A 24,482-nucleotide genomic window follows, 5' to 3' on the forward strand; every position below is an offset into this window, starting at 1 on the left:
GTGACACGCGGCACGCGTGGAATATGCGGCATACCCGGAGCCGCGCGCGTTGAGCGAACGCGATCCGGACGCGGAACTGGTGGCGGGCGTCGGCAGGCAGGAGCCGGCCGCCGTCCGCACGCTTGTCGCGCGCAAGTTGCCGCGTCTGCTGGCGCTCGCCACGCGGATGCTGGGAGACCGTATGGAAGCGGAAGACGTCGCGCAGGAAGCGTTCATGCGCATCTGGAAGCAGGCGCCGCGCTGGCGCGAAGGCGAGGCGCGTTTCGATACGTGGCTGCATCGCGTCGCGCTGAATCTCTGCTATGACCGTTTGCGCGCGCATCGCGAGGAACCCGCCGACGAACTGCCCGACGCCGTCGATCCCGCCGCCACGCCCGATGCGCAACTCGAAGCGCAGTCGCGCGAGGCACGCGTGCGCGCGGCGCTCGCCGCGTTGCCGGCGCGCCAGCGCGAGGCGCTCGTGCTCAACTATTACCAGGAACTGTCGAACATCGAGGCGGCCGCGCTGATGGGCATTACCGTCGACGCGCTCGAAAGCCTGCTGGCCCGCGCGCGGCGCAATCTGCGCGCGCAGCTGGCGGGCGACGATCTTGCCGGAACGAGGACCAGCCGATGACTCCAGAGAGATTTCGCGCAATCGTCGATGCGTATGGCGCCGATGCGCGCCATTGGCCCGAAGCGGAGCGCGCGGCCGCGAGCGCGTGGGCCGCGCAGCATCGCAGGGAGGCGGACGCTTTGCTTGCACAGGCCGCGCAACTCGACGCATGGCTCGCGAGCGATGCCGCCGCGACCGATATGGCGCCGGATGCAACGCTCATCGAACGCGTGATTGCTTCGGCGCCCGATAACCGACAACCGCGACAAGCGCGCCGGCCGCGCTGGCTGTCGTTGGCCTGGCTGGGCGGTGGCTCGGGGCGCGCGGGCTGGTGGTGGTCGGGCGCGGCGTTCGCGGGCGTTGGTTTGATCGGCGGATTGGCGGGCGCATTCGCGGTGTCGTTCTTCCTCGTGACGGGCAACCCGTCGCCGGGACCGGAGTCTTCCTATCTGACAACTGGATTTGGCGGCACGGCCGCAGACTGGAGTGACGAATGAGCGGACGCGCCTGGAAATTTCTGTTGGTCGGCTCGCTGGTGCTCAACGTGTTTCTGATTGGCGGCGTCGCGGGCGGCGCGTATCAGTGGTTCGTCGCGCATGGCGGCGCGACGGCCGCCACTCAACCACAGCCGCGCGCGCTGCGTTTCGCGGCGGAAGGGCTGTCGGCGGAGCGCCAGCAGCAGTTCGTCGATGCCTTGAAGGACGCGCGCCGCGAAGCGCGCGCGTACGCGCGTGACGGGCGTGAGGATCGGCGCGAGGTGCTGCGGCTGCTAGCCGCGCCGCAACTGGACCGCGCGGCGCTCGACGTGGCGCTGAACCGCACGCGCGAAGCCGATATCGCGCTGCGCTCGCGGGTCGAGCAAAGCGTCGCCGATTTCGCCGCGACCTTGTCGCCCGATGAACGCGTGAAGTTCGCGGACGGCTTGCGCGAGCGTGGGCAATGGCGGCTCGCGCAGGCGCAACAGCGCTTGCAGAAACTGGGCAATCAGCCCGCGAGCGATTGATCGGCCGCGACTGAAAAAAGCAGCGACGGAAAAGCGCCACTCACTCCGTTTAACGCACATCGAACCACGCACGACAGGCGAGACAGGAGCGAGCATGGCCAATTCATCTGCAACTACGGCGCCGCCGTTGAGCACAGCCGCGATCGCGCTGAACCGCTTCGGCCTCGGTGCGCGCGCCGACGAAGCGCCGCCGGTGAATCCGAAGAACTGGCTGCTCGCGCAGTTCGACGCCTATCAGCCGATGCCCGCGGCATGGGCGGCGCAACCGACGTCGCTGGCCATTGCCGCGGATCTGGCCGACGAACGTCAGCAGGCGATGGCAAACACGGCAACGAACGCAACGAACGCCACCGCGAGTGGCGCGAATGCAGCCAGCCCGCCGAACCTCGCCAGCAACGCGGATGACGCGCGCAAAGCCGCCCGTCAAGCCGCGAACAAGGCGCAGCGCATGGAATCGCGCGACACGTACCGCGCGGCCGTGAACGCGCGCGTCGCGAGTGCGCTGACGACGCCCGCGCCGTTCGTCGAACGGCTCGTGCATTTCTGGTCGAATCACTTCGCAGTCTCCATCGACAAAGGCCGCGTCGCGCCGTTCGCCGGCGCATTCGAAGCGGAGGCGATCCGCCCGCACGTGCTCGGGCGCTTCGAAGACATGCTGGTGGCCGTCGAGCGTCATCCCGCGATGCAGCTTTTTCTCGACCAGACGCGCTCGGTCGGACCCGACAGCGTCGCCGCGTTGCGTGCCGCGCAGCGCAATCCGAACCGCAAGCCCGGACTCAACGAAAACCTGGCGCGCGAGATCATGGAACTGCATACGCTCGGCGTGCGCAGCGGCTACACGCAGGACGACGTCACCGAGTTCGCGCGCGCCATGACGGGCTGGAGCATTGCGGCAGCGCAAGGTCCGCAGGCGAGCAACGCAAACAATGCGAACACCGCGCCGCCGGGCGCGTTCATGTTCCGTCCGCAACTGCACGAGCCGGGGACGCGGACCATCATGGGCCGCCGCTACGACCAGCCGGGCGAAGGGCAGACGCTCGCGGTGCTGCACGATCTGTCGAGCGCGCCTGCCACTGCGACGCATATCGCGACCAAGCTTGCGCGCCACTTCGTCTCGGACAATCCGCCGCCCGACGTGGTCGACCAGCTGGCAACAGCCTTCATGCGAAGCCGCGGCGATCTGCCCACGGTTTATCGCGCGCTGATCGACAGTGACGCCGCGTGGTCGCCCGTAGCCGTCAAGTTCAAGTCGCCTTGGGAATGGACGGTTTCGTCGATGCGCGGCCTCGGCATGCACAACCTCAACGACGGCGCGAACACCGTGCAGATGGCGCCCGTGCTGACGCAACTCGGCCAGCAGGTGTGGCGTCCGGGCTCGCCGGCCGGCTATGACGATATCGCCGCGAGTTGGGCCGCGCCCGATGCGCTCGTGCGGCGTGTCGAGATCGCGCAGCGTTTCGGGGCGCGCGTCGGTGACCGGCTCGATGCTCGCTCGCTCGGGCAGACGCTGACGGCAGGTTCGCTGAGCGAGCCGACGCAGCTTGCCGTGTCGCGCGCGGAAAGCGCATCGACGGCGCTCGCGCTGCTACTCGTCTCGCCCGATTTCCAACGGAGATGACCATGCTCACTCGCCGCAGTTTCGTGCGCATTGCAGCCGCTGGCGCGGGCGCGATGCTCGTCGCGCCGCAGATCGTGTTCGCACGCGCTGCGACCGACCGCCGCTTCGTGTTCGTGATCCAGCGCGGCGCCGCCGACGGGCTGAACATCGTCGTGCCGTACGCGGACCCTGCCTATTCGACATTGCGTGGCGCGCTGGCCGTCGATACGTCGGCTTCGACCAAGCTCGACGGCACGTTCGCGCTGCATCCGTCGCTCGTGCAGATCGGGCAGATGTACGGGCGGCGCGAGGCGCTGTTCGTGCATGCCGTCGCGTCGCCGTATCGGGACCGCTCGCATTTCGACGGACAGAACGTGCTGGAGACGGGCGGATCGTCCGCGTATCAGGTGAAGGACGGCTGGCTCAATCGGCTCGTCGGCATGATGCCGGGCGCAGCGTCGACGACGCACGAGAACGCGATCGCGTTCGCGCCGACCGTGCCGATGGCGTTGCGCGGCGCGTCGAACGTCGCGTCGTATGCGCCTTCCGGGCTGCCGCAGGCGCCCGACGATCTGCTCGCACGCGTCTCGCAACTCTACGAACAGGACGCGCAGTTGCGTCCGCTGTGGGAATCGGCGATGGCGGCGCGCGGTCTCGCGGGCGATGCGGGCGCGCGCCAGGACCCGGCGAGTCTCGGCAAGCTGGCGGCCGGGTTTTTGTCGCGCGAAGACGGGCCGCGTATCGCGATGATCGAAACGGGCGGCTGGGACACGCACAGCGCGCAGATGCCGCGCCTCGCAGCGCAACTCAAGGCGCTCGACACGATGCTCGCAGCATTGCGCGACGGACTCGGACCGGCGTGGAACAAGACGACGGTGCTGGTCGCCACCGAATTCGGCCGTACTGCTGCGGCGAACGGGACGGGCGGCACGGACCACGGCACGGCATCCGTGGCGATGGTGATCGGCGGCGCGGTGGCGGGCGGGCGCGTCGTCGCCGACTGGCCGGGCTTGCGGCAAAGCGATTTGTACCAGGCGCGCGACCTGAAGCCGACGGCGTCGCTCGATTCGTTGATTACGGGCGTCGCGAGCGAAAGCCTCGGGCTCGATCCGCACAGGACTTCGCGCACGCTGTTCGCGCAAGCGGGCAGCGTGCAGCCGATGACGGGCCTGATCCGTGTCTAGGACGCGCGAGCCGATTTAACAATCAAGCCAACAACCGATCAACAGGGAGATGAACTCGACGATGAATGGTCTGAACCTGAAATCCACGAAACTACGCGCGCTGCTGGCGGCCATGCTCTGCGCATCGACACTTTCCGCCTGCTATGTCGTCGAGCCCGCACGGCCGGCGCAGCCCGCGCCCGTCGCGGAGGTGATACCCGCGGCGCCTGCGCCGGGGTATCGGTGGGTGAAGGGTCACTATCGCTGGGAAGGCAATCACTGGGCATGGGTGCCGGGGCACTGGCGGCCCGTTTGACCCCGTTCGATCCGGTTCGAAAAAAATATCGGTCGCGCGTGTCGATCTGAAGGTGGTTCACTCGTCGTAGTGGTGAAGACTCGCTAATCGGGCGAAACTTCGTCACTCATGAAACTCTTCACATCAGGAGACACGATCATGTCCACGCCAGCCGTCAAGCCCATCCCCGAAGGGATGCACACGTTGACACCGCACATCATCGTTGCGGGCGCGGCCGAAGCAATCGAGTTCTACAAGAAAGCGTTCAATGCAGTCGAGCAGGTGCGCCTGCCCGGTCCCGGCGGCAAGATCATGCACGCACAGCTGAAAATTGGCGATTCGACGCTGATGCTGGTCGACGAAATGCCCGATTGCGGCAACGGCGCGTCGTTCGGGCCGAAGGAACTGAAGGGCACGCCCGTCGTGCTGCATCTGTATGTCAACGACGCGGACGCCACCATCGCACAGGCAGCGGCAGCGGGCGCGAAGGTCATCATGCCCGCCACCGACATGTTCTGGGGCGACCGTTACGGACAGGTCGAAGATCCGTTCGGCCACCGCTGGTCCGTCGCGACGCACAAGCGCGACGTCACGCCCGACGAAATGAAATCGGCGATGGAGCAGATGGCGCAAGGCCGTCAATAACGACCGTCGCGGGCGCGTGAATCGATGCGCGGTGATGCATCGCGCATTTCACCGCACGCTGCCGCGCCCGATACAACCATCCAAGGAGATGTGATGGACAAGATTGCCACGTGCCTGTGGTTCGACGGCAATGCGGAGGAAGCCGTCCGGTTCTACACGGGCATCTTCGGGAATTCGAGCATCGGCGACATCACGCATTACGGCGAGTCGATGCCCGGCAAGGCGGGTGAAGTGCTGACGATCACCTTCCATCTGGAAGGCCGCGAATTCCTCGCGTTGAACGGCGGCCCGCAGTACACGTTTTCTCCGGCGATTTCGATGTTCGTGAAGTGCGAATCGCAAGAGGAAGTCGACACGTTGTGGGACGGGCTGCTCGAAGGCGGCGGCTCGCCGGTGCAATGCGGCTGGCTGACGGACCGCTACGGCGTGTCGTGGCAGATCGTGCCGACCGCGATGATGAAGTTTCTGACGGACAAGGATCAGACGAAGGTTCAGCGCGCGATGCAGGCCATGATGCAAATGGTGAAGCTCGACGTAAAGGCGCTCGAAGCGGCTTTTAACGGGCAGTGATTTCTGTTGAGCGTGGCGCGCGCCGCGCGTGAATGGCTTTTGCTGCGGCGCGCGTATCTGCGATCATCGGCGCTTTCCTCTCTGCCGGCTCCTGCCGGGTACGCGCGATGAATCCTTCCGTCCTTGAGCTTGAAACCGATCGTCTGATCTTGCGTCCTCATGTTCGCGAGGACTTCGACGAGAGCTACGCGCTGTGGTCCGATGAGACCGTTACGCGCTTTATCGGCGGAAAGCCGTTTAGCCGCGAAGAGGTATGGTCGCGGCTGCTGCGCTATGCCGGGCATTGGGCGCTGCTCGGCTACGGCTACTGGGTGATCCGCGAGAAAAACAGCGGCCGATTCGTCGGCGAGATCGGCTTTGCGGACTACCAGCGCGACATCGAACCGCCGCTCGACGCACCTGAGATAGGCTGGGCGTTGATGCCGTCGATGCATGGCATCGGCTACGCGACGGAAGCCGTGCGCTGCGCGCTGACATGGGCCGATGCGAAATGGCCGGAGCGTGAGACCGTGTGCATCATCGCGCCGGATAACGTGGCGTCGCGTCGGGTCGCGGCGAAATGCGGCTACGTCGAGGCGCGGCAGGCGACATACAAAGGGCATCCGACCGGGGTGTTTTGCCGCGCTGTCTAGGAGTTTTTCGGGCCTTTCCTAGGGTTCCTATATCTTCCGGCCGAATTGTTTGAGGCCGCCGCCGATGCGAAATTAACTACGCGAATGCATCGGTCATCTGAACCACCCAATCGCACGTAGATACAGCGTTGACACATCAACCCGCGCCGCGTAGCATCAAGGTATCTACATTGTAGATACGCGCGGCGCTTCTGCTCCCTCGGGGGTTTCAAAGGAGGCAATCGTGTATCTGGATTTCTCGGGCGAAGGTGGGGCTATGGCTATTCAGACAATCAAGCGGTGGGGCAACAGTCTTGCGGTGCGCATTCCAGCAAGCCTGGCGGACGAACTGCACCTGCGCGAAGATCAGGAAGTCGACATGGTGGTAGCGGATGGAGCGCTCGTCGCAACGCCCGCCATCAGGACGTTCAATTGGGACGAGTATCGCGAGCAACTCGCGGCGCGGCCCGGCGACGTGCATCCGACCATCAATCTTGGCGTGGCTGTGGGTTCCGAACTTGCCGATCCAACGGGCCAGGACGACTGGTAAGGAGCAACATGAAGAACGGCGTTCCCGAGATCGGCGATGTGTGGTGGATGAGTCTCGAACCCGTGGTCGGGCACGAGCAGGGCGGCAGTTATCCTCGGCCCGTGGTGGTGTTGTCGCACGACGAGCACAACGGTCCGGCACAGCGCATTGTCGCCGTGCCGTGTACGTCGAAGATACGCGGCTTTTCGACGGAGATTCCCGTCTCCGCGTTGTCCAAGCCGTGCGTCGCGCTGATCGACCAGGTCACGACGCTCGACTGGGTGGCGCGGCGCGGTGAATTCAGGGAAGAGCGGATCGCGCAGCCCGAACTGGATGCGATCCGCCGCAGTTTGAAAGCATTCCTGATGATGTAACGGCGTCGCCGCGTTACGGGCGTTGTGCCGCAATGCACGCCTGTAACGTGCGCCGCTGTGTGCCCTGCACGTCGAAGTTCGCTTCGTCGAGCCATTGCGCGAAGCCGGCGCGCAGCGCCGGCCATTCGCTGTCGATGATCGAGAACCACGCCGTATCGCGGTTACGGCCTTTGTAAGTCACGGCCTGGCGGAAGATACCTTCGTACGTGAAGCCGAAGCGGGCCGCCGCGGCGCGCGAAGGCGCATTCAGCGAATCGCATTTCCATTCGAAGCGCCGGTAGCCGAGTTCGTCGAATACGCGCTGCATCAACAGGAAGATGGATTCCGTTGCCATGCGCGTCTTTTGCAGACGCTGCGAAAACACGACGAAGCCGACTTCGATCACGCCGTTCGCCTTGTCGATCCGCATCAGCGAAAGCGTGCCGATGGCTTTGCCCGTCGCGAGATCGATGACGGTGTGATGCAGCGGGTCGGGGGAAGCCGCGCAGGAAGCGAGGAAGTCGCGGTACGCTTCCCGCGTGTCGAACGGGCCTACCGAAAGATAGGTCCAGTCGCGGGCGTCGTGCGCGGCGCTGTAGGCGTCGTACAGATCGTCCGCGTGGCGTTCGACGTCGACCCGTTCCAGCCGGCAGTAGCGGCCTGTCATCGGCTGATTGCCTGGCGCCTTCGCGGGCTGCCACTGTGCCATGGGTTCGCCGATAGCCTGGCCGTATTCGTTGACTCGTTGCACCACGTCATTCTCCCGTCGCGTGTAGCGTTTTGAAGTATGCCAAGCGGGCAAGATACGGCAAAGGCCGCGCGTCTGTAAGAACCAGGTGGGCGCGATTCGATGGAGCCAGCGTCGTGGTGTCTCGCCGCCGGTCGTGAAAGGTGCGCCGATTGCGAACGTTTGGAAGTGAAAGGCTGCTGGTTCAGAATGATCGCGATCATTCCCCATTCGTGAGAGGTCCGCATGCTCGACGTTGCTGATGAAATCGCCCGGTTCAATGCGGGCCGTGACCCCGACCGCCTCGCGATGAAATACGCGCGCATGCGCGCGTCGCCATTCGTGTTCCTGCGCGGAACCTGTCATCTGTTCTACAAGCGTCTGTCCAAAGGCACGGTGCTGGACGGCTCGCCGCACGCGTGGATCTGCGGCGACATGCATCTGGAGAATTTCGGCAGCTACAAGGGCGATAACCGGCTCATCTATTTCGACATCAATGATTTCGACGAGGCGTGTCTTGCGCCGTGCCTGTACGAAATGATCCGTCTGCTGTCGAGCGTGCTGGTGGCCGCCGACGACCTGAAGCTTAGTCGCGCCGAGGCGCTCGCGCTGTGCCACACACTCACCGACGCCTACGCCGCCGCGCTGCGTTTCGGCAAGGCGCGCTGGATCGAAGAGGAGACGGCCGAGGGCATGGTCGGCGAACTGTTCGCGGCTTTGCATCAGCGCTCGCGCGTCGATCACCTGAACCGGCGCACCGAATTGAAGGGGAAAAAGCGCACGCTGCGCGTCGACGGCAAGAAGGCGCTGCCTGTTACAGCCGACGCGCGCGCCAAGGTCGTCGCGTTCATGAACGATTTCGCGAAGCGCGAGCCGAATCCGCAGTTCTACGAGATCATCGACGTCGCGCGCCGCATTGCCGGTACGGGCAGTCTGGGCGTCGAGCGCTATGTGATTCTCGTCGAAGGCAAGGGCTCGCCCGACGGCAATTACCTGCTCGACATGAAGCTGGCCTTGCCTTCCGCCACTGCGCCGAACGTCCATACGCCGCAGCCCAAATGGGGCAGCGAGGCCGAGCGCGTCGTCGAGATTCAGAGGCGCAATCAGGTGGTGTCGCAAGCCTTTCTGCATGCCGTCGAGTTCGAACAGCGGCCGTTCGTGCTGCGCGGCCTGCAGCCATCGGAAGACCGCGTCGCGCTCGACAACTGGAACGGCAAGCTGCCGAGGCTGGAGTCCGTCGTGCGCAACATGGCCGAGCTGGTCGCGTGGGCACACTTCCGCAGCAGCGGAAGGCAGACTTCCGCGATCGCCGACGACCTGATCGCGTTCGGCGAAGACAGCAAATGGCAATTGCCGTTGATCGAACTCGCGACACAGTGCGAAGCGCAGGTCGTCAGCGACTGGAAGGCATACTGCGAAGCGTTCGATCGCGGCGCCTTTACGCTGAAGGCGAAAGCGTGAATGTTCGCGGCCGAACGTTTCGGACCGTACGTTCGATAAATCCGAATATGTTGCCGGGCTTTACGGCGACAGGCGAGATGTGTAAATCTGGTGGTGCGTCGTGGTCAAAAAGTGCGTCGTTTTCTGGGTCCGTTCGCCCTGCAAATCCCGGACCGCGCCATGACCCGACGCCGTGAGCGGGCGCGCCGCCCGTAAGGCATAAACAATGCCTCCCTATGAGTCACTTCCACGACAGGAGACGGCACTATGGAAATCGAAGCGACCGCATGGTACCCGCTGGACGACTATGCGCCCGTGCGAGATGGGTGGTACGAAGTCCAGCTGGTGAGCGGAGACACGGCATTCGCTAAATTTATCGAAGGCGGATGGTCGGAGAAGCCGCTTCTCGTGTTCACCCACTGGCGCGGACTGAGCGAAGATCCCGCCCGCGTGGACGAACCGGAAACCATCGACGCGGAGGCCACGGCAGCCGAGGGCGTGCGCGCCGCATGGAACGCCTTCTTCCCCGGCGCGAACGGCGAAGCGCACAAACCGCTCGACGTCACGCACGGCAAGCCACCGACTACGCACTGAATTTGCATCCTGCGGATCTGCGGGCGGCGCATTGGCGCCGCCGTTTTTTTGCCCCGCGTTTTTGCATCTGCATGTCGCACAACGCACGCTCGTCCGGCAACTTTTCCGCCACGACACGAAAGCTTCGCGTTTTGCCCGCCTTCGCTAGAATGCAGCGATCGATATCGCGAAGGTCTCTCATGCAATCATTCCGGCAACCCGTCGATCTGGCGCGCGCGACGCGCCTTCTGAACCATGGTCCCGTCACGTTGATCACGAGCGCACACGACGGGCGCTCGAACGTGATGGCGGCTTCGTGGGCCATGCCGCTGGATTTCGTACCGCCGAAACTCGTCGTCGTGATCGACGCGAAGACATTGACGCGCCAACTGGTCGAAGCGAGCGGCGTATTCGGCCTGCAACTCCCCACGCGCGGCTTCGCGCGCCATACGCTCGCGGTCGGCTCGAACGCAGGCGTCGAAATCGACAAGTTCACCGCGCTGCAGCTCGAGACATTTCCGGCCGAAAAGATCGACGTGCCGATGCTGGAAGGGTGTGTGGCGTGGTTCGAATGCAAGGTGATTCCCGACGACGCCCAGCGGCACGATCTGATTCTCGCCGAAGTGGTCGCGTGCTACGCGGACAGCCGCGTCTACTCGGACAACCGCTGGCACTTCGGCGACGATCACGACATGCGCACCTGCCATTACGTCGCGGGCGGCACGTTCTTCGAAACGGGCGACACATTCGAAGTCGAAGCAGCGCCCGTTGGCGGCACGCGCTGATTCGCGTCTGCGCCGGGTTCGCGCTTCAGTTCCTGAGCGGCAGCCAGATTTCAACGCCGCCCATGCCCGTCACGGGATTGAACTGCTCGCTGTAGCGCTCGAAGTTGGGTGCATCCGCGGGGGCGTGCCCGGATTCCGGCAGCCATTTGTTCCAGATTGTGTTCCACGTGCGGCGTATCGTCGAAATGTGCTCGCTGTGCGTGAACACCGCGTAGCGCTGCGTGCCGATGCGCACGCGGCTTAGTTCGTCGGGCAAGCCCGAGAAATCCGCGACTTCAACGCCGCACAGATAATCGAAGTTGCCGGAGTCGTCGGCGTTGTAGCAGACGCCGTACGCGACACGGCCGACCTGTCCGGGTATCTTGCCGAAGATCGCGTTGAAGCGCTGCCATTGCGCGGGAATGCCCGAACTGCTTTCACAGTGATAGCGTTCGCTCGATCCCGCGACGAGCAACGGTTTGCCGTCCACGAAACGCGGCGGCTCCAGATGGGCAAGAAGTGATTCATCCATTTTGATCGGCTCCATGAGTGCGAGGTTGTCGAGATGACCTTGCGCGCGCAACGCTTCGGGCGTGAGCCCGAACTGCTCGCGAAACGCGCGCGTGAATGCCTCGTGAGAGCCGTAACCCGCATCGACCGCGACGGCGAGGATATCCGGCGCGCCGCGCGCTAGCCGCCGTGCAGCTTCCGTCAGGCGGCGCGCGCGTACATAACGCATCACCGCAAAGCCCGTTGCCGCTTCGAACGCGCGCGACAGATGAAAGCGCGAGACGCAACCGCAACTGGCGATATCGTCGAGCGACAGTTCCTCATGGAAGTGGCTTTCGATAAACCACAACGCCTTTCCCGCAGGGTTTCCGATCAAGTTCATACGGACTCTCGTTTCGGCATGAACCCAGCATATCGATCGGACGGACTGTTCATTTGATCGCGCTTGCGGTTCTGCGGATGCAGCGGCCGTCAATCCGCCGATACGTCTTTCGCGGGCGAACCGAAATAGACCTGCACTTCGACGATCTTGCCGTTCTCGACCCGGAAGAACTCGGTGTTGCGAAACGCCTCGCGATTCATCGGCTTGCACGCATAACGCACGAACGCTTCGTTGCCTTCGCTGAACAGCTTCTCGATCTGAAAGAGCTCGACTTGTTCGTTGAACGGCCAGCAGCGTTCGAAGTATTCGCGCCGGTCGATATGATCGTCGCGCGGACTCGTGAAATGAAAATCGTCGGCGAGGATCGCTTCGATCTCAGCACGGTCCTTGTGCTGATACGCCGCGAAGCAGCGGCGAACCAGATCGGGAACATCCGTGGTCTTGCTCATGGCGATTGCTCCATTTGCTGCTTCAACGTGTCGTCGTCGCGCTCCCGTTGCGCGGCGGAGGATGAGGCGGCCCGCAGCAAGGCGCCGCCGATCGTCGCAGCCATGGCCGCAAAGATCGCGCCGACGAGAAACGCAACGTGATAGCCGCTCGCGAGCGCAGCGGGCGTATCGGCTTGCTGCGCACCGCTGTTCGCCGATTGCGCAGCCGCGAGACTCGCCAACACCGCGAGTCCCAATGCGCCGCCCATCATGAACGACGTGTTGACGATGCCCGACGCGAGCCCGGAATCGGCGGGATCGACATCGCTCATTGCGGCGAGCAGCATCGGATTGAACGCGACGCCCGCGCCCACGCCGAGCAACACCATGCCGGGCAACACATCGACGACGAAGTGTCCATCGACGGGGGCGCGCGCAAACAGCAGCAGCCCGAGTGCCGCGAGAAAGAGACCAACGGCGAGCGGCCTCCGGATGCCGAAACGCATCACCATGCGCGCCGACAGGCCGAGCGAGAAGAAGCCCATGATGAGGTTCGCGGGCAGAAACGCGAGGCCGACCTGAAGCGGCGCATAGGCGAGCACGCGCTGCAAATAAAGCGCGGAGATGAAGAACCACGCGAACATCGCCGCCGCCCACAACACGCCGACCACGTTGGCCGTCGCGACATTGCGCAACGTGAAGAGCTTGAGCGGCATCAACGGATGCGCGACGCGCGCCTCGATGACGAGAAACGCACCGAGCAGCGCCAGCGCGACGACAATCAGGCCGACGGTTTGCGCGGACAGCCAGCCCGCCTCGTTGCCGTTGACGATCGCATAGACGGCCAGCATCAGCGACGCAGTCACGGTTGTCGCGCCCGCGACGTCGAGCCGTTCGCCATGCGCGTGTCCACGGCCCGCCGGCATCAGCGCGATGCACGCCCCATACACGGCGATTCCGATGGGCAGATTGACGAGAAAGATCCAGTGCCAGCTCAGCAGATTGGTCAGCAATCCGCCGAGCAGCACGCCGATGCTGCCGCCGCCCGCGCACACGAAGCCGTAGACGCCCATCGCCTTGGCGCGCTCGCCCTCTTCGGTGAACAGATTCATGATGAGCGACAGCGAGACGGCAGACACGACCGCGCCACCCAGACCTTGAATGGCGCGCGCGCAAACCAGCATGACCTGCGAGTTCGCGAGTCCGCATGCGAGCGACGCCAGCGTGAACAGCGTAATGCCCGCGAGGAACAGCTTGCGGTGTCCGTACAGATCGCCGAGCCTGCCCCCGAGCAACAGAAAGCCGCCGAAGGTCAGCATGTACGCATTGACGACCCACACGAGCGCGGTTTCGGAGAAGCCCAGATCGGCCGCGATCGACGGCAGGGCTACATTGACGATCGTCGTATCGAGCACGATCATCAGCACGCCCATGCATAGCACGATCAGTGCGAGCCAGCGTTTCTTGCCTTCGATGTTATGCGTCATGCGCGCGTGTCCTCCTTGGCTGTCGATGCGCTTTCAGTCTAGCGAGCATCCGTTCCAGACGGCAACTGCAATTCCCTGCTCGCGCACGTTTCTATTCAAGCGACGATCGAATGCAGCCGGAATCGACACGGCTCAGCTCAATAAATCGTACTTGCCGCCGCGTTCGAGCGCACGCTGATAGGCGGGCCGGGCATGAATCGTGTCGAGAAAACGGGCGACGGACGGATATTTCGCATCGCGGTTGCCGCGAGCGGTGGCGGCTTCGAGCGGGAAGCTCATTTGAATATCGGCGGCCGTGAATTCGCTGCCGACGAAATAGCCGGTTTCGCGCAGCGAATCTTCGATAAAACTCATATGCAGCGCGATCTGTGGATCGATGAAGGTGGATTGCAATGTCGACGAAATCTTCTTCGCAATCGGCTTCGCGAAGAACGGCATCGGCGCGCTGCCGATGCGCAGCGCAACCAGCTTCAGCAACAGCGGCGGCATTGCAGAGCCTTCCGCATAGTGCATCCAGTATCTGAACTTCTGGCGCTCGGGCGTGCCGGCAGCCGGTTCGAAGCGGCCTTGTCCGTAACGTTCGAGCAGACACTCGATGATCGCGGCGGACTCAGCGAGGGTCTGACCATCATCAGTGACGACGGGCGACTTGCCGAGGGGATGAATGGCCCGCAGTTCGGGCGGCGCGAGCATCGTCTTCGGATCGCGCTGGTAACGCTTGATTTCGTACGGCACGCCCAGTTCTTCGAGCAGCCACAGCACGCGCTGCGAACGGGAGTTGTTCAGGTGGTGGACGGTGAGCATGAGCGGGCGGCGAGTCGTGCGGAAAGGCCGTGTATCGGCGGAGCGAACATCATACGAGGCCGCGCGAGAGGGCGGCCTCTATTCTTCGCGATGCTTTACGATGTGCGCGCAACCATCACGCCGACCACTTGTCGCCCATCAACTGATTGGACGGCAGCTTCTCATCGAGCAGCTTGCGCGCGCTCTCGATGCCCGCAACGGGCAGGCCCTTCGGATCGAGCAAGCCGACCTGCACGAGCACGGAAGCCTGATCCCAATAGATATGCTCGTTATACAGCTTGTCGCCGCGAAAACAGACGACGGCGAGCATCGGCACCTCGAAGTATTTGCCCGTCGGCGCGACGCCCGGCAGGAGCCAGTCGATCTCGCAACTATGCGTGCAGGCAAAGATGAATTCATCAACGATGCGATCGGAACCGATGGTCCGCGAGATCGGAATCAGCTTCGTGTCCGGTGGATTCGAATTGACGAAGTGATTCGTGTAAAAGCGCTTGAGATTGTCATAACCGACGCCTCCCGTCATCGTCGGCACGTGGTTGACGTATGGCTGCGCGACCATGGTTGGCATCACGGCTTCGACGTCGCGCGTCGCGAACTCGAAATAGCAGTGCTGTTCCCACAGCGTATTTAGATCGTAGATCGGGCCAAGCACCTTGCGCAGCAGCGCGAGCGTGCGCGAGTACGCCATCATCGCGGCGGGCTTGTCGTATTGCGGGCGCGCGGGCGCGGCAAACGCGTGATCGCAGCCGGGATACACATACTGCTCGATGTTGGGATGCGCGCGAAGCGCGGTCATGATCTGCTCGCGCACGGGCGGCGGGCAGTACGCGTCGTTCTCGGGGAAGTGAAACACCATCGGGCAACGAATGTTCTTCACTTCGTCCAGATACGCTTCGAGCCCGACGCCGTAATAGCTCACCGCACAATCGACGTCCGTGCGCGCAGCCGCGAGCATCGCGAGCTTGCCGCCGAGGCAATAGCCGACCGTGCCGATCTTGCCTTGTTGCTCGGGCAGCGCGCGCAACGCATCGAGCGTCGCGGCAATATCCTGCACGGCGAGATCGACATCGAACTTCGCGTGGAAGTCGAGCGCGCGTTTCATGTCGTCGCCGTCATAGCCGAGCACGACATTCGGCTGCATGCGCCAGAACAGATCGGGCACGAGCACGACATAGCCTTCTTCGGCGTAACGGTCGGCCGTTTGCTTCAGATAGTCGTTGATGCCGAAAATCTCTTGCAGCAGAACGAGGCCCGGACCGGACCCCTGCGCGGGGCGCGCCATGTATGCGTTGAAACGGCCGCCATCGCGAGCGGCGACTTCGATAAAGGAACCGGCCATCAAATGCTCCTCGATTGTGGGACGACGGGGACTGCGCGCATCGCCGCTCGCCGTTATCGAATGAAGCGTGATGCGCTACATCGCACGCAAAGCGAACCGCTTGATCTTGCCGGTTTCCGTGCGAGGCAGCGCGTCGATGAAGGCGACGACGCGCGGATACTTGTACGGCGCAACGGTATTCTTCACGAATTCCTGCAACTCCGCGACCAGTTTCTCATCGCCGCTATAGCCCGCATTGAGCACGACGAATGCCTTTACGATCTGTCCGCGCGTCTCATCGTGTACGCCGATCACGCCGCATTCGGCGACGGCCTGGTGCTGCATCAGCACGCTTTCCACTTCCGGGCCGGAGATGTTGTAACCCGCCGAGACGATCATGTCGTCGGCGCGCGCCTGATAGAACACGTAGCCGTCTGCGTCGATATAGACGGAATCGCCGGGCAGGTTCCAGCCGTCGCGCACGAACTTCAGCTGACGCTCGTCGGCGAGATAGCGGCAGCCGGTCGGTCCGCGCACGGCGAGCTTGCCGAGCGTGCCGGTGGGAACCGGGCGCATGTCGTCGTCGACGGCTTGCACGACATAGCCAGGCACGGCCTTGCCGATCGCGTGCGGCCGCACATCGTGTCCCGCCGACGAGATGAAAATATGAATCAGCTCAGTGCCGCCGATGCCATCGATCATTTCGATTTCGCTCGCCTCGCGCCACAGCACGCGCGTCGAATCGGGCAGCGCTTCGCCTGCGGACACGGTCTTTTTCAACGACGCAATGTCGAAGCGCGGAATCAACGGCGCCATCTGCCGATAGAACGTCGGCGCGGTGAACATCACGGTTGCCTGAAAGCGCTCGACGTTTTGCAGCAGCGTTTCGGGCGTCTGCTTTTCGATCAGCACCGTCGATGCGCCCGCGCGCAACGGAAAACACAGCAGCCCGCCAAGGCCGAACGTGAACGCGAGCGGCGGCGTGCCGCAGAAGATATCGTCGACGGTGGGCTTCAGGATGTGGCGCGGGAACAGATCGCACATCGCCAGCACGTCGCGGTGGAAGTGCATGCAGCCCTTCGGCGCGCCTGTCGTGCCGCTCGTGAAGGCGATCAGGCAGACGTCATCGGCGGCTGTGTCGCAGGCCTTGAATTCAACCGGCTTTGACGCCGCCAGTGTTTCAAGCGAACCTGCTGCGTCGTCGTCGTGAAAGACCAGCGTGTTTTTCAGGCCTTCACAAAAATACTCGTCGCCTTGCGTCGCGCAGCGCGCGAGTTCTTCCGTCAGACGCGTGTCGCACAGCGCCGCACCGATTTGCGCCTTGTCGATGATCTGCTTGAGTTCCTTTGCGCGCAGCAACGGCATGGTCGGCACGACGACCAGACCCGTCTTCAACGCCGCGAGAAACGCGACGGCCATCTGCAACGTGTTCGGCCCGCGCAGCAAGATACGGTTGCCCGGCCGCAAACCCATCTCGTCGATCAGCACGTGTGCGCTGCGATTGACCATTGCGAGCAGTTCGCCATAAGTGGTCGCATGCGGCTTGCCGTCGACATCGGACCAGATCGCAGGCCGGTCGCGATGGCCATTCTCGACGGCACGATCGAGCAGTTCAGTCGCGCAGTTGAAACGCGCCGGATATGCGACGTCCGGATTGTCGAGCAGGAACACCGGCCATTGGTCCTGTGGCGGCAAGTGATCGCGCGCGAAAGTATCGACGTGAGCTGACGGTTCCATCATGAAACTCCCCTGCCATACGTGCGTGATGTGCGAAATGGTTTGGACTGCGCGGCTCGAAGCGCGGCTAGTCGGTAATCACGGCGGTTGCTTCGATTTCAACCTTGGCGTCGTCCTCGATCAACGCGACGACCTGTACGGCGCTCATCGCGATGTCGTAGTCGCCGATCAGCTCGCGGAATGCCTGGCCGATTTCCTTGAGCGACGCGAGGTACTCGCGCTTGTCGGTGACGTACCACGTCATGCGCACGAGGTGCTCAGGCTGTCCGCCTGCTTCGCGCAGTACCGCGAGCACGTTGCGCAGCGCCTGCACGGCCTGTTCGGCGAAACGGTCGCTCGTCATGCGCGCCTCTTCGTTCCAGCCGATCTGTCCGGCGATATACACCTGCGTGCCATTCGCCGCGACACCATTGGCATAGCCCTTCGGCTTGACCCAGCCTGCGGGCAGAAGCGATCGTTTTTTCATGAGCGTTGCTCCTCGGATTGAACGGCATGCGGCGCGAATGCCGCGAGCGCGGCGGCGATGTCGTTGGGAATATCGATCGACTGGCCGCTTTCCAGTGACGTCGTGACGAGCACTTGCGCCGAGCGAAAGCGCACTTCATCTGCGCAACGGGCGACGATTGCGATGCCTATCGAACGGCGTCCGATGCGCGTGACATCCAGCGAAAGCGTGATCGTTTCGCCCATGCGGCTCGGCCTCGAAAACTCGCAATCGAGCTTCACGATAGGCAGGCCGACGCGGCGCGTCTGGATCATGTGCGCGTAGTCGATGGCAAGACGCTCGTTGAACCACTCTTCGACGAGCATGTTCGTCATCACCAGATACTGCGGAAAGTAGACGATGCCCGCCGGATCGCAATGTGCGAAGCGGATGCGCATGGGCATGTCGAACGTTGCACTCATGATTCGCGTTCCTGTTTCGCGGCTGCATACGCCTTGAGCAGATCGCGTCCGACGATCAGTTGCTGCACTTCCGTCGCGCCTTCATAGATGCGCAGCGCGCGAATCTCGCGATACAGCCTTTCGACCGTCGTGCCGCTTTGCACGCCCATGCCGCCCCACAGTTGCACGGCGGCATCGATCACCTGCTGCGCGCCTTCGCTTGCGTGCCACTTCGCCATCGCGGCTTCGCGCGTGACGCTCTCGCCCTGATCGCGCAGCCATGCGGCGCGATAGACGAGCAGCGCGCTGCTGTCGATGGTCAAGGCCATTTGCGCGAGCTTCGCCTGCGTCAACTGAAAATCGCCGAGCGTCTGGTTGAACATCTTGCGCGACGCGGCGCGATCGAGCCCTTCCTGTAACGCGCGTCTTGCAAAGCCCAACGATGCCGCTGCGACCGACGTGCGGAAAATATCGAGCGTGCGCATCGCGATCTTGAAGCCTTCGCCGGGCGCGCCGAGCATCTGGCTGCGCGGCACGCGCGCGTTGGCGAAATGCAGACGCGCAAGCGGATGCGGCGCGATGACGTCGATGCGTTCGGCGATCTGCAAACCGGGCGTGTCGGCATCGACAATGAATGCGCTGATACCGCGCGCGCCGGGTGCTTCGCCCGTTCTCGCAAACACGACGTAGAAGTCGGCGATGCCGCCGTTCGAAATCCACGTCTTGTCGCCGTCGAGCACGTAGCTGTCGCCTTCCGCGCGCGCTTGCAAGTTCATCGCCGCAACGTCGGAGCCTGCTTCAGGTTCGGACAACGCAAACGCTGCAATGGCTTCGCCCTTTGCGACGCGCGGCAAATAGCGCGATTTCTGTTCATGCGTGCCCGCCAGCGTGATCGAGCCCGAACCGAGGCCTTGCATGGCGAGCGCGAAGTCCGCGAGTCCGTCGTGTTTCGCGAGCGTCTCGCGCAGCAGACACACGGCGCGTGTGTCGATCGTGTCGCCATGTCCGCCGTATTGCGTGCCGCCGACGCCGTACTTCAACCAGCCCGCTTCGCCCAAAGCGCGCACGAGTTGGCGGCATGTCGTGTCGGCGTCGTCATGCGGTACGTGTGCGAGATGCTGCGCAGCCCAGGTTTCTATTTCTTCGGCCAGTTCGCGATGACGCGCTTCGAAGAATGGCCAGGCCAATGCGCCGTGCGGATCTTTAGACTTCACGGTCAGTCTCCTTCGAACACGGGACGCGACTTCGCCGCGAATGCGCGATACGCGCGCTCGAAATCGCGCGTCGTCATGCAGATGGCCTGTGCCTGCGCTTCGGATTCGATCGCTTCGTCGATGCTCATGCTCCATTCCTGGTGCAGCATCTTCTTCGTGACGCCGTGCGCGAACGTCGGGCCGGCGGCGAGGTCGGCGGCGAGTTTCGATGCTTCGTCGAGCAGCGCTTCTGGCGCGCACAGGCGGTTGTAGAAGCCCCACGCGCAGCCCTCATCGCCGCTCGCGGAGCGCCCCGTGTACAGCAGTTCGGCTGCGCGCCCCTGGCCGATGATGCGCGGCAGGATCGAGCACGCGCCCATGTCGCAACCGGCAAGGCCCACACGCGTGAACAGAAACGCGAGCTTGCTGCGCGCGGTGCCGAGGCGCATGTCGGATGCCATCGCGAGAATCGCGCCCGCGCCTGCACAGACGCCGTCGACAGCCGCGATGATCGGCTGCGGACAATGCCGCATCGCTTTCACGAGATCGCCGGTCATGCGCGTGAAGAGCAGCAGTTCGGGCATCGGCAGATCGATCAGCGGCGCGATGATGTCATGCACGTCGCCGCCCGAGCAGAAATTGTCGCCCGCGCCGTGCATAACGACGACCTTCACGTCGGTTGCATAGGCGAGTTGCCGGAACAGATCGCGCAACTCCGCATACGATTCGAATGTCAGCGGGTTCTTGCGCTCGGGGCGGTTCAGCGTGATCGTCGCGACGCCCGCGTTGACGGACCAGCCGAAGTGCTTCGCCTCATACGCGGCGAGCGTCGTGCGATTGCCGGCCAGAAGGGCTTCGGCAGCGGAACGGGTCATCGTTGTCTCCTCTTTTGCAGATGTCGCGCGTCAGCTCTTGATCGTGTTCAGCAGATGCTGCTTGAGCTTGCCGAGCTTCTGATGCGTGTGCGATTTCTCATCGAGATCGAGGCCGCCGAACATCTCGACGACCCATTGCTCGTGTGCGACGGCCATTTTGTCGAACAGCGCGCGGCCTTCCGGCGTGAGCCGCACGCTGATCGAACGGCGGTCGTTCGGATCGGTGTCGCGCGCGACGAGTCCTTCCTTTTCCAGTTGATCCGTAATGCCGGTGATATTGCCGCCCGTCACCATCAGACGGCGCGACAGTTCCGTCATCTTCAGGCCCTCGGGATGACGCTCCAGTTGCGCCATCAGATCGAAGCGCGGCAGCGTCGTGTCGAACTCGTTGCGCAGACGCTTGCGCAATTCCGCTTGCACGAGGTTGGTGGTGGTCAGCATGCGCAGCCACAGGCGCAAACCCATGTGGCTATCCGCGCCCGTGCTCATTTCCATGTCCACGACGTTCTCCGCGGGTTTCGCAATGCCTTTGCGCGCCGGTTTGGTTTCGGTGGCGACGGCCGTCTTCTTCTTTGCAATGTTGCTCATGTGACTTCTCCGCCTGAAACGGAAACAGATTGACCTGTGATGGATTCGGAGCCGGGCATGCACAGCCACAGCACGGCATTCGCGACTTCGGCGGGCGCGACGAAGCGGCGCTGCGGGTTGTTGCGCACGAGAACGCCGCGCGCTTCCTGCTCGCTGCGCGAAGTCTTCGCGGTGATCTGGTCGAGCGACGCGCGCAGCAGTTCCGTTTCCGTGTAGCCGGGACAGACGGCGTTGACGGTGACGCCCTTCGTCGCGACTTCGAGTGCGAGCGAGCGCGTGAGGCCGATCACGCCATGCTTGGCCGCGCAGTACGCGGCGACGTACGCATAGCCGATCTGTCCTGCCGTGCTCGCGACGTTGACGATGCGGCCATAGCCGCGTTCGAGCATCGACGGCAACACGGCGCGCGTGCAGAGAAATACGCCCGTCAGGTTGACGTCGAGCATGCGTTGCCACAGCGCAATATCCGTGTGTGCGAAGGGTGCGGCTTGCGCCTGGCCGGCGTTGTTGACGAGCACATCGACAGCGCCCGCAATCGACGATGCTTCAGAAAATGCCTTGTTTACCGTGCTCTCGTCGCACACATCGACGCTGATGCAAGCCGCGATCTCGCCATACGCGCTCAAGGTTTCGCGCTGCGCGGCAAGACGTTGCGCGTCGCGGCCCATCAGCGTGACGCGCGCGCCTGCTCGAACCAGCGCTTCTGCCGTCGCCGCACCGATGCCGCTGCCGCCGCCCGTCACGACCGCGTGCTTTCCCGCCAGGGTGCTGTTCATCAAACCGTTCCTTCCGCGCGTTGCGCGCGTTCGATCGGCGACAGGCGCGCATTCTCGGCGGCCTGCGCGCGCTCGCGTTCGTAGTTGCGTTCGAGCTGCGATTTGGCCGCCGTGTACTGCTTCGGCCAGTTGACGTCGAAGTAGCCGATCTTCGCCGCCTCGTTCAGCGTCCACGACGGATTCGCCAGATGCGGACGCGCGACCGCGCACAAGTCCGCGCGGCCTGCTGCGATGATGCTGTTCACGTGATCCGCCTCGGAGATCGCGCCGACCGCGATCGTCGCGATGCCCGCTTCGTTGCGGATGCGATCGGCGAACGGCGTCTGGAACATGCGCCCATACACGGGCTTCTCTTCCTTGCTGACCTGACCCGACGACACGTCGATCATGTCGGCACCCGCCGCCTTGAACGCGCGTGCGATCTCGACGGCGTCGTCGGGTGTCGTGCCGCCATCGACCCAGTCGTGCGCTGAAATACGCACCGACATCGGCTTGTCCTGCGGCCACACCTTGCGCATCGCGGCGAACACTTCGAGCGGATAGCGCAGACGATTCGCAAGCGTTCCACCGTATTCGTCGGTGCGATGATTGGTGAGCGGCGAGAGAAAGCTCGACAGGAAATAGCCGTGCGCGCAGTGCAGTTCGAGCCAGTCGAAGCTTGCTTCCGCGGCCATTTCCGTTGCGCGCACGAATTGCGTTTCGATCTCGCGCAGTTCTGCATGCGTCGCTTCGCGCGACCACTGGCTCACGCCGCGCAGATATTGCTGCGGCGATGCCGACACCAAAGACCAGTTGTCATCGGGCAAGGGCTGATCGATGCCTTCCCAACTGACGCGCGTCGAAGCCTTTGCGCCCGCGTGGCCGAGCTGCATGCCGATCTTCGCATCGGATTGCCCATGCACGAACTGCACGATGCGGCGCCACGCGGCGAGATGCTCGGGCGCGTACATGCCGGGGCATCCCGGCGTGATGCGCGCCTCGGGCGACACACACGTCATCTCGGTCATCACGAGCGCCGCGCCACCCATGGCGCGCGCGCCGAGATGCATCAGGTGATAGTCGCCAGCGACGCCGTCGACGGCCGAATACTGCGCCATCGGCGAGACGACGACGCGGTTCTTCAACGTCACGCCGCGCAGTTTGAACGGCGTGAACATGGGCGGAACGGAGTGCTTGTCCGGCGCGCGTTCGATGCCCGCGCGCGCCGCCAGCCAGTCTTCGAATGACGAGAGATAGCCGGCATCGCGCTCGCGCAGGTTCTCGTGCGAGATGCGCTGCGAGCGCGTCAGCAGCGAATACGCGAATTGCTCCGGCTCGAAAGCGGTGTAACGGTCGACATGCTCGAACCATTCCGTCGAATTGCGCGCGGCGTTCTGGATGCGCAGCACGTCTACGCTGCGCACTTCGGTGTAGTGCGCGAGCGCGGCGGCGAGGTCGTGCGGATGCGCGTCGATGCTGTTCGCGAGTTCGATCGCGTCTTCGAGCGCGAGCTTGGTGCCGGAGCCGATCGAAAAATGCGCGGTGTGCGCGGCGTCGCCCATCAGCACGACGGGTACGCGTTTGCCGTCGGCGCCTGTTTTCCAGTGTACCCACTCGCGACTGACGACACGCGGAAAGCGGATCCATTGCGACGAGCCACGCAGATGGCTCGCGTTCGACATCAGCGGATGGCCGTCGAGGTACTTCGCAAAGAGCCGCTCGCAGAACGCGATGCTGTCTTCCTTGCTCATTTCGTCGAGTCCGGCCGCGCGCCACACGCGCTCAGGCGTTTCGACGATGAACGTCGAGGTTTCATCGTCGAAGCGGTACGCGTGGGCCTGGAACCAGCCCCATTCGGTTTTTTCAAACGCGAACGTGAAGGCGTCGAAGAGCTTCTTCGTGCCGAGCCACACGAAGCGGCAGTCGCGCATGTCGATGTCGGGTTGATAGGTTGCCGCGTATTTCTGGCGGATGGCGCTGTTCAGGCCGTCGCTGGCGATGATGAGGTCGGCGTCGTATTCGTCGTCGTTCGTGACCTGGGTTTCAAAGACCAGCTTTACGCCGAGTTCTTCGCAACGCGCCTGCAGGATGTTCAGCAGCCGCTTGCGGCCGATGCCACAAAAGCCGTGTCCCGACGAGCGTACCTTCGCGCCGCGAAAGTTGATTTCGATGTCGTCCCAGTGGTTGAACGCGTCGAGGATCATGTCGGCGCTTTTGGTGTCGGCGGCGCGCAGATTGCCTAGCGTCTGGTCGGAGAACACGACGCCCCAGCCGAAGGTGTCGTACGGCCGGTTGCGCTCGACGATAACCACTTCGTGCGCCGGATGCCGGTGCTTCATCAACAACCCGAAATACAGCCCAGCCGGGCCGCCGCCGATACAGACAATGCGCATGCTGGTTCCCCAACGTGTGTGCTCGGCTTTACTTTAGGTTTTGATAGTTTAGATGTCAAGTAAAGTTCGACAGGAAGGCGGATTGAGATCCTGTGATTTGATCCTGCCTGGAAATAAAGGCGTCGGATGCCTTTACGTGTGGAGTGGCGTAGTTGCCTGGAAACAATCGCTGGTGGGCGGTGACGTCGGACCTTGCGCGAGTCTTTTTGCGTTTCCTCGTCCAGGCGTCACGTAGCGTTCGACAACCACGCTGCTAGTCGAA

28 protein-coding genes are annotated in these 24,482 nt (G+C 63.5%); 14 read left to right on the top strand and 14 right to left on the bottom strand.

Features of this window, described 5'->3' with window-relative positions:
• Nucleotides 1–49: 49 nt before the first annotated feature.
• The 11 genes from BLT65_RS16045 (at nt 50) to BLT65_RS16095 (ending at nt 7,382) form a co-directional block, all read left to right on the top strand.
• Nucleotides 50–616 carry an RNA polymerase sigma factor gene (locus BLT65_RS16045; RefSeq protein WP_042304501.1) on the top strand — a complete coding sequence of 189 codons (567 nt, stop codon included), beginning with the start codon at nt 50–52 and terminating at the stop codon, nt 614–616.
• On the top strand, nt 613–1,092 hold the full coding sequence (locus tag BLT65_RS16050; protein WP_091779050.1) for a hypothetical protein: 480 nt from the start codon (nt 613–615) through the stop codon (nt 1,090–1,092). The genes BLT65_RS16045 and BLT65_RS16050 overlap by 4 nt, the downstream gene beginning before the upstream one ends.
• On the top strand, nt 1,089–1,598 hold the full coding sequence (locus tag BLT65_RS16055; RefSeq protein ID WP_091779052.1) for a periplasmic heavy metal sensor: 510 nt from the start codon (nt 1,089–1,091) through the stop codon (nt 1,596–1,598). The genes BLT65_RS16050 and BLT65_RS16055 overlap by 4 nt, the downstream gene beginning before the upstream one ends.
• Before the next feature lie 94 nt (nt 1,599–1,692).
• Nucleotides 1,693–3,216: a DUF1800 domain-containing protein gene (locus BLT65_RS16060; protein ID WP_091779054.1), complete on the top strand. Its 1,524-nt coding sequence runs from the start codon at nt 1,693–1,695 to the stop codon at nt 3,214–3,216.
• A gap of 2 nt (nt 3,217–3,218) precedes the next feature.
• Nucleotides 3,219–4,379, top strand: a complete 1,161-nt coding sequence (locus tag BLT65_RS16065; RefSeq protein WP_091779056.1) for a DUF1501 domain-containing protein — start codon at nt 3,219–3,221, stop codon at nt 4,377–4,379.
• Nucleotides 4,380–4,491: 112 nt separating this feature from the next.
• Nucleotides 4,492–4,674 (top strand): YXWGXW repeat-containing protein, encoded by a 183-nt coding sequence (locus BLT65_RS16070; protein ID WP_425273132.1) that lies wholly within the window; start codon nt 4,492–4,494, stop codon nt 4,672–4,674.
• Between the two features lie 138 nt (nt 4,675–4,812).
• Entirely contained in the window at nt 4,813–5,298 is a 486-nt protein-coding gene (locus BLT65_RS16075; RefSeq protein ID WP_042304342.1) for a VOC family protein, read from the top strand.
• 93 nt (nt 5,299–5,391) lie between these two features.
• Nucleotides 5,392–5,868: a VOC family protein gene (locus tag BLT65_RS16080; RefSeq protein WP_091779060.1), complete on the top strand. Its 477-nt coding sequence runs from the start codon at nt 5,392–5,394 to the stop codon at nt 5,866–5,868.
• A gap of 107 nt (nt 5,869–5,975) precedes the next feature.
• Nucleotides 5,976–6,500: a GNAT family N-acetyltransferase gene (locus BLT65_RS16085; RefSeq protein ID WP_091779417.1), complete on the top strand. Its 525-nt coding sequence runs from the start codon at nt 5,976–5,978 to the stop codon at nt 6,498–6,500.
• Between the two features lie 256 nt (nt 6,501–6,756).
• Entirely contained in the window at nt 6,757–7,029 is a 273-nt protein-coding gene (locus BLT65_RS16090) for an AbrB/MazE/SpoVT family DNA-binding domain-containing protein (protein ID WP_091779062.1), read from the top strand.
• An 8-nt stretch (nt 7,030–7,037) separates the two neighbouring features.
• Nucleotides 7,038–7,382, top strand: a complete 345-nt coding sequence (locus BLT65_RS16095) for a type II toxin-antitoxin system PemK/MazF family toxin (RefSeq protein ID WP_091779064.1) — start codon at nt 7,038–7,040, stop codon at nt 7,380–7,382.
• 13 nt (nt 7,383–7,395) lie between these two features.
• On the opposite strand, the gene BLT65_RS16100 is transcribed toward BLT65_RS16095, so the two are convergent.
• Nucleotides 7,396–8,115, bottom strand: a complete 720-nt coding sequence (locus BLT65_RS16100) for a GNAT family N-acetyltransferase (protein WP_091779066.1) — start codon at nt 8,113–8,115, stop codon at nt 7,396–7,398.
• A gap of 219 nt (nt 8,116–8,334) precedes the next feature.
• Between BLT65_RS16100 and BLT65_RS16105 the strand changes: the two genes are divergently transcribed.
• The 3 genes from BLT65_RS16105 (at nt 8,335) to BLT65_RS16115 (ending at nt 10,886) form a co-directional block, all read left to right on the top strand.
• Nucleotides 8,335–9,549: a DUF2252 domain-containing protein gene (locus tag BLT65_RS16105; RefSeq protein ID WP_042304338.1), complete on the top strand. Its 1,215-nt coding sequence runs from the start codon at nt 8,335–8,337 to the stop codon at nt 9,547–9,549.
• Nucleotides 9,550–9,795: 246 nt separating this feature from the next.
• On the top strand, nt 9,796–10,122 hold the full coding sequence (locus BLT65_RS16110) for a hypothetical protein (RefSeq protein WP_007583025.1): 327 nt from the start codon (nt 9,796–9,798) through the stop codon (nt 10,120–10,122).
• A 179-nt stretch (nt 10,123–10,301) separates the two neighbouring features.
• The gene (locus BLT65_RS16115) at nt 10,302–10,886 is read left to right on the top strand and encodes a flavin reductase family protein (RefSeq protein WP_007737595.1); all 585 of its coding nucleotides are present in this window, start codon (nt 10,302–10,304) and stop codon (nt 10,884–10,886) included.
• 25 nt (nt 10,887–10,911) lie between these two features.
• Here BLT65_RS16115 and BLT65_RS16120 read toward each other — a convergent pair whose 3' ends face one another.
• The 13 genes from BLT65_RS16120 to BLT65_RS16180 form a co-directional block, all read right to left on the bottom strand.
• Nucleotides 10,912–11,757 (bottom strand): AraC family transcriptional regulator, encoded by an 846-nt coding sequence (locus BLT65_RS16120; protein ID WP_091779068.1) that lies wholly within the window; start codon nt 11,755–11,757, stop codon nt 10,912–10,914.
• 89 nt (nt 11,758–11,846) lie between these two features.
• Entirely contained in the window at nt 11,847–12,206 is a 360-nt protein-coding gene (locus BLT65_RS16125; RefSeq protein ID WP_091779070.1) for a nuclear transport factor 2 family protein, read from the bottom strand.
• Nucleotides 12,203–13,672 (bottom strand): DHA2 family efflux MFS transporter permease subunit, encoded by a 1,470-nt coding sequence (locus BLT65_RS16130; RefSeq protein WP_091779073.1) that lies wholly within the window; start codon nt 13,670–13,672, stop codon nt 12,203–12,205. Before BLT65_RS16130 ends, BLT65_RS16125 begins: the two co-directional genes overlap by 4 nt.
• 132 nt (nt 13,673–13,804) lie before the next feature.
• A complete protein-coding gene (locus BLT65_RS16135; protein ID WP_091779075.1) occupies nt 13,805–14,476 on the bottom strand; it encodes a glutathione S-transferase in 672 nt (223 codons plus the stop codon).
• A gap of 115 nt (nt 14,477–14,591) precedes the next feature.
• Nucleotides 14,592–15,815: a dienelactone hydrolase family protein gene (locus tag BLT65_RS16140; protein ID WP_091779077.1), complete on the bottom strand. Its 1,224-nt coding sequence runs from the start codon at nt 15,813–15,815 to the stop codon at nt 14,592–14,594.
• A gap of 75 nt (nt 15,816–15,890) precedes the next feature.
• A complete protein-coding gene (locus BLT65_RS16145) occupies nt 15,891–17,531 on the bottom strand; it encodes an AMP-binding protein (RefSeq protein ID WP_091779079.1) in 1,641 nt (546 codons plus the stop codon).
• Between the two features lie 67 nt (nt 17,532–17,598).
• Entirely contained in the window at nt 17,599–17,997 is a 399-nt protein-coding gene (locus BLT65_RS16150; RefSeq protein WP_042304329.1) for a RidA family protein, read from the bottom strand.
• The gene (locus tag BLT65_RS16155) at nt 17,994–18,437 is read right to left on the bottom strand and encodes an acyl-CoA thioesterase (protein ID WP_091779081.1); all 444 of its coding nucleotides are present in this window, start codon (nt 18,435–18,437) and stop codon (nt 17,994–17,996) included. The genes BLT65_RS16150 and BLT65_RS16155 overlap by 4 nt, the downstream gene beginning before the upstream one ends.
• The gene (locus BLT65_RS16160; RefSeq protein ID WP_091779083.1) at nt 18,434–19,630 is read right to left on the bottom strand and encodes an acyl-CoA dehydrogenase family protein; all 1,197 of its coding nucleotides are present in this window, start codon (nt 19,628–19,630) and stop codon (nt 18,434–18,436) included. The genes BLT65_RS16155 and BLT65_RS16160 overlap by 4 nt, the downstream gene beginning before the upstream one ends.
• A 2-nt stretch (nt 19,631–19,632) precedes the next feature.
• Entirely contained in the window at nt 19,633–20,484 is an 852-nt protein-coding gene (locus BLT65_RS16165; protein ID WP_091779085.1) for an enoyl-CoA hydratase family protein, read from the bottom strand.
• Between the two features lie 30 nt (nt 20,485–20,514).
• On the bottom strand, nt 20,515–21,072 hold the full coding sequence (locus tag BLT65_RS16170; protein ID WP_091779086.1) for a MarR family winged helix-turn-helix transcriptional regulator: 558 nt from the start codon (nt 21,070–21,072) through the stop codon (nt 20,515–20,517).
• Nucleotides 21,069–21,848 carry an SDR family NAD(P)-dependent oxidoreductase gene (locus tag BLT65_RS16175; RefSeq protein ID WP_091779088.1) on the bottom strand — a complete coding sequence of 260 codons (780 nt, stop codon included), beginning with the start codon at nt 21,846–21,848 and terminating at the stop codon, nt 21,069–21,071. The genes BLT65_RS16170 and BLT65_RS16175 overlap by 4 nt, the downstream gene beginning before the upstream one ends.
• Nucleotides 21,848–24,220 carry a bifunctional salicylyl-CoA 5-hydroxylase/oxidoreductase gene (locus BLT65_RS16180; protein WP_091779090.1) on the bottom strand — a complete coding sequence of 791 codons (2,373 nt, stop codon included), beginning with the start codon at nt 24,218–24,220 and terminating at the stop codon, nt 21,848–21,850. The genes BLT65_RS16175 and BLT65_RS16180 overlap by 1 nt, the downstream gene beginning before the upstream one ends.
• Between the last annotated feature and the right edge of the window lie 262 nt (nt 24,221–24,482).

Source organism: Paraburkholderia steynii (genome assembly GCF_900100565.1).
Classification (GTDB): domain Bacteria; phylum Pseudomonadota; class Gammaproteobacteria; order Burkholderiales; family Burkholderiaceae; genus Paraburkholderia; species Paraburkholderia terrae.

What these genes read in the sequence shown, in the direction of transcription:
- BLT65_RS16050 (WP_091779050.1), top strand. Translation starts at nt 613, where the DNA reads ATGACTCCAGAGAGATTTCGCGCAATCGTCGATGCGTATGGCGCCGAT.
- BLT65_RS16055 (WP_091779052.1), top strand. Translation starts at nt 1,089, where the DNA reads ATGAGCGGACGCGCCTGGAAATTTCTGTTGGTCGGCTCGCTGGTGCTC.
- BLT65_RS16060 (WP_091779054.1), top strand. Translation starts at nt 1,693, where the DNA reads ATGGCCAATTCATCTGCAACTACGGCGCCGCCGTTGAGCACAGCCGCG.
- BLT65_RS16065 (WP_091779056.1), top strand. Translation starts at nt 3,219, where the DNA reads ATGCTCACTCGCCGCAGTTTCGTGCGCATTGCAGCCGCTGGCGCGGGC.
- BLT65_RS16070 (WP_425273132.1), top strand. Translation starts at nt 4,492, where the DNA reads ATGCTCTGCGCATCGACACTTTCCGCCTGCTATGTCGTCGAGCCCGCA.
- BLT65_RS16075 (WP_042304342.1), top strand. Translation starts at nt 4,813, where the DNA reads ATGTCCACGCCAGCCGTCAAGCCCATCCCCGAAGGGATGCACACGTTG.
- BLT65_RS16080 (WP_091779060.1), top strand. Translation starts at nt 5,392, where the DNA reads ATGGACAAGATTGCCACGTGCCTGTGGTTCGACGGCAATGCGGAGGAA.
- BLT65_RS16085 (WP_091779417.1), top strand. Translation starts at nt 5,976, where the DNA reads ATGAATCCTTCCGTCCTTGAGCTTGAAACCGATCGTCTGATCTTGCGT.
- BLT65_RS16090 (WP_091779062.1), top strand. Translation starts at nt 6,757, where the DNA reads ATGGCTATTCAGACAATCAAGCGGTGGGGCAACAGTCTTGCGGTGCGC.
- BLT65_RS16095 (WP_091779064.1), top strand. Translation starts at nt 7,038, where the DNA reads ATGAAGAACGGCGTTCCCGAGATCGGCGATGTGTGGTGGATGAGTCTC.
- BLT65_RS16105 (WP_042304338.1), top strand. Translation starts at nt 8,335, where the DNA reads ATGCTCGACGTTGCTGATGAAATCGCCCGGTTCAATGCGGGCCGTGAC.
- BLT65_RS16110 (WP_007583025.1), top strand. Translation starts at nt 9,796, where the DNA reads ATGGAAATCGAAGCGACCGCATGGTACCCGCTGGACGACTATGCGCCC.
- BLT65_RS16115 (WP_007737595.1), top strand. Translation starts at nt 10,302, where the DNA reads ATGCAATCATTCCGGCAACCCGTCGATCTGGCGCGCGCGACGCGCCTT.
- BLT65_RS16120 (WP_091779068.1), bottom strand. Translation starts at nt 11,757, where the DNA reads ATGAACTTGATCGGAAACCCTGCGGGAAAGGCGTTGTGGTTTATCGAA.
- BLT65_RS16125 (WP_091779070.1), bottom strand. Translation starts at nt 12,206, where the DNA reads ATGAGCAAGACCACGGATGTTCCCGATCTGGTTCGCCGCTGCTTCGCG.
- BLT65_RS16130 (WP_091779073.1), bottom strand. Translation starts at nt 13,672, where the DNA reads ATGACGCATAACATCGAAGGCAAGAAACGCTGGCTCGCACTGATCGTG.
- BLT65_RS16135 (WP_091779075.1), bottom strand. Translation starts at nt 14,476, where the DNA reads ATGCTCACCGTCCACCACCTGAACAACTCCCGTTCGCAGCGCGTGCTG.
- BLT65_RS16140 (WP_091779077.1), bottom strand. Translation starts at nt 15,815, where the DNA reads ATGGCCGGTTCCTTTATCGAAGTCGCCGCTCGCGATGGCGGCCGTTTC.
- BLT65_RS16145 (WP_091779079.1), bottom strand. Translation starts at nt 17,531, where the DNA reads ATGGAACCGTCAGCTCACGTCGATACTTTCGCGCGCGATCACTTGCCG.
- BLT65_RS16150 (WP_042304329.1), bottom strand. Translation starts at nt 17,997, where the DNA reads ATGAAAAAACGATCGCTTCTGCCCGCAGGCTGGGTCAAGCCGAAGGGC.
- BLT65_RS16155 (WP_091779081.1), bottom strand. Translation starts at nt 18,437, where the DNA reads ATGAGTGCAACGTTCGACATGCCCATGCGCATCCGCTTCGCACATTGC.
- BLT65_RS16165 (WP_091779085.1), bottom strand. Translation starts at nt 20,484, where the DNA reads ATGACCCGTTCCGCTGCCGAAGCCCTTCTGGCCGGCAATCGCACGACG.
- BLT65_RS16170 (WP_091779086.1), bottom strand. Translation starts at nt 21,072, where the DNA reads ATGAGCAACATTGCAAAGAAGAAGACGGCCGTCGCCACCGAAACCAAA.
- BLT65_RS16175 (WP_091779088.1), bottom strand. Translation starts at nt 21,848, where the DNA reads ATGAACAGCACCCTGGCGGGAAAGCACGCGGTCGTGACGGGCGGCGGC.
- BLT65_RS16180 (WP_091779090.1), bottom strand. Translation starts at nt 24,220, where the DNA reads ATGCGCATTGTCTGTATCGGCGGCGGCCCGGCTGGGCTGTATTTCGGG.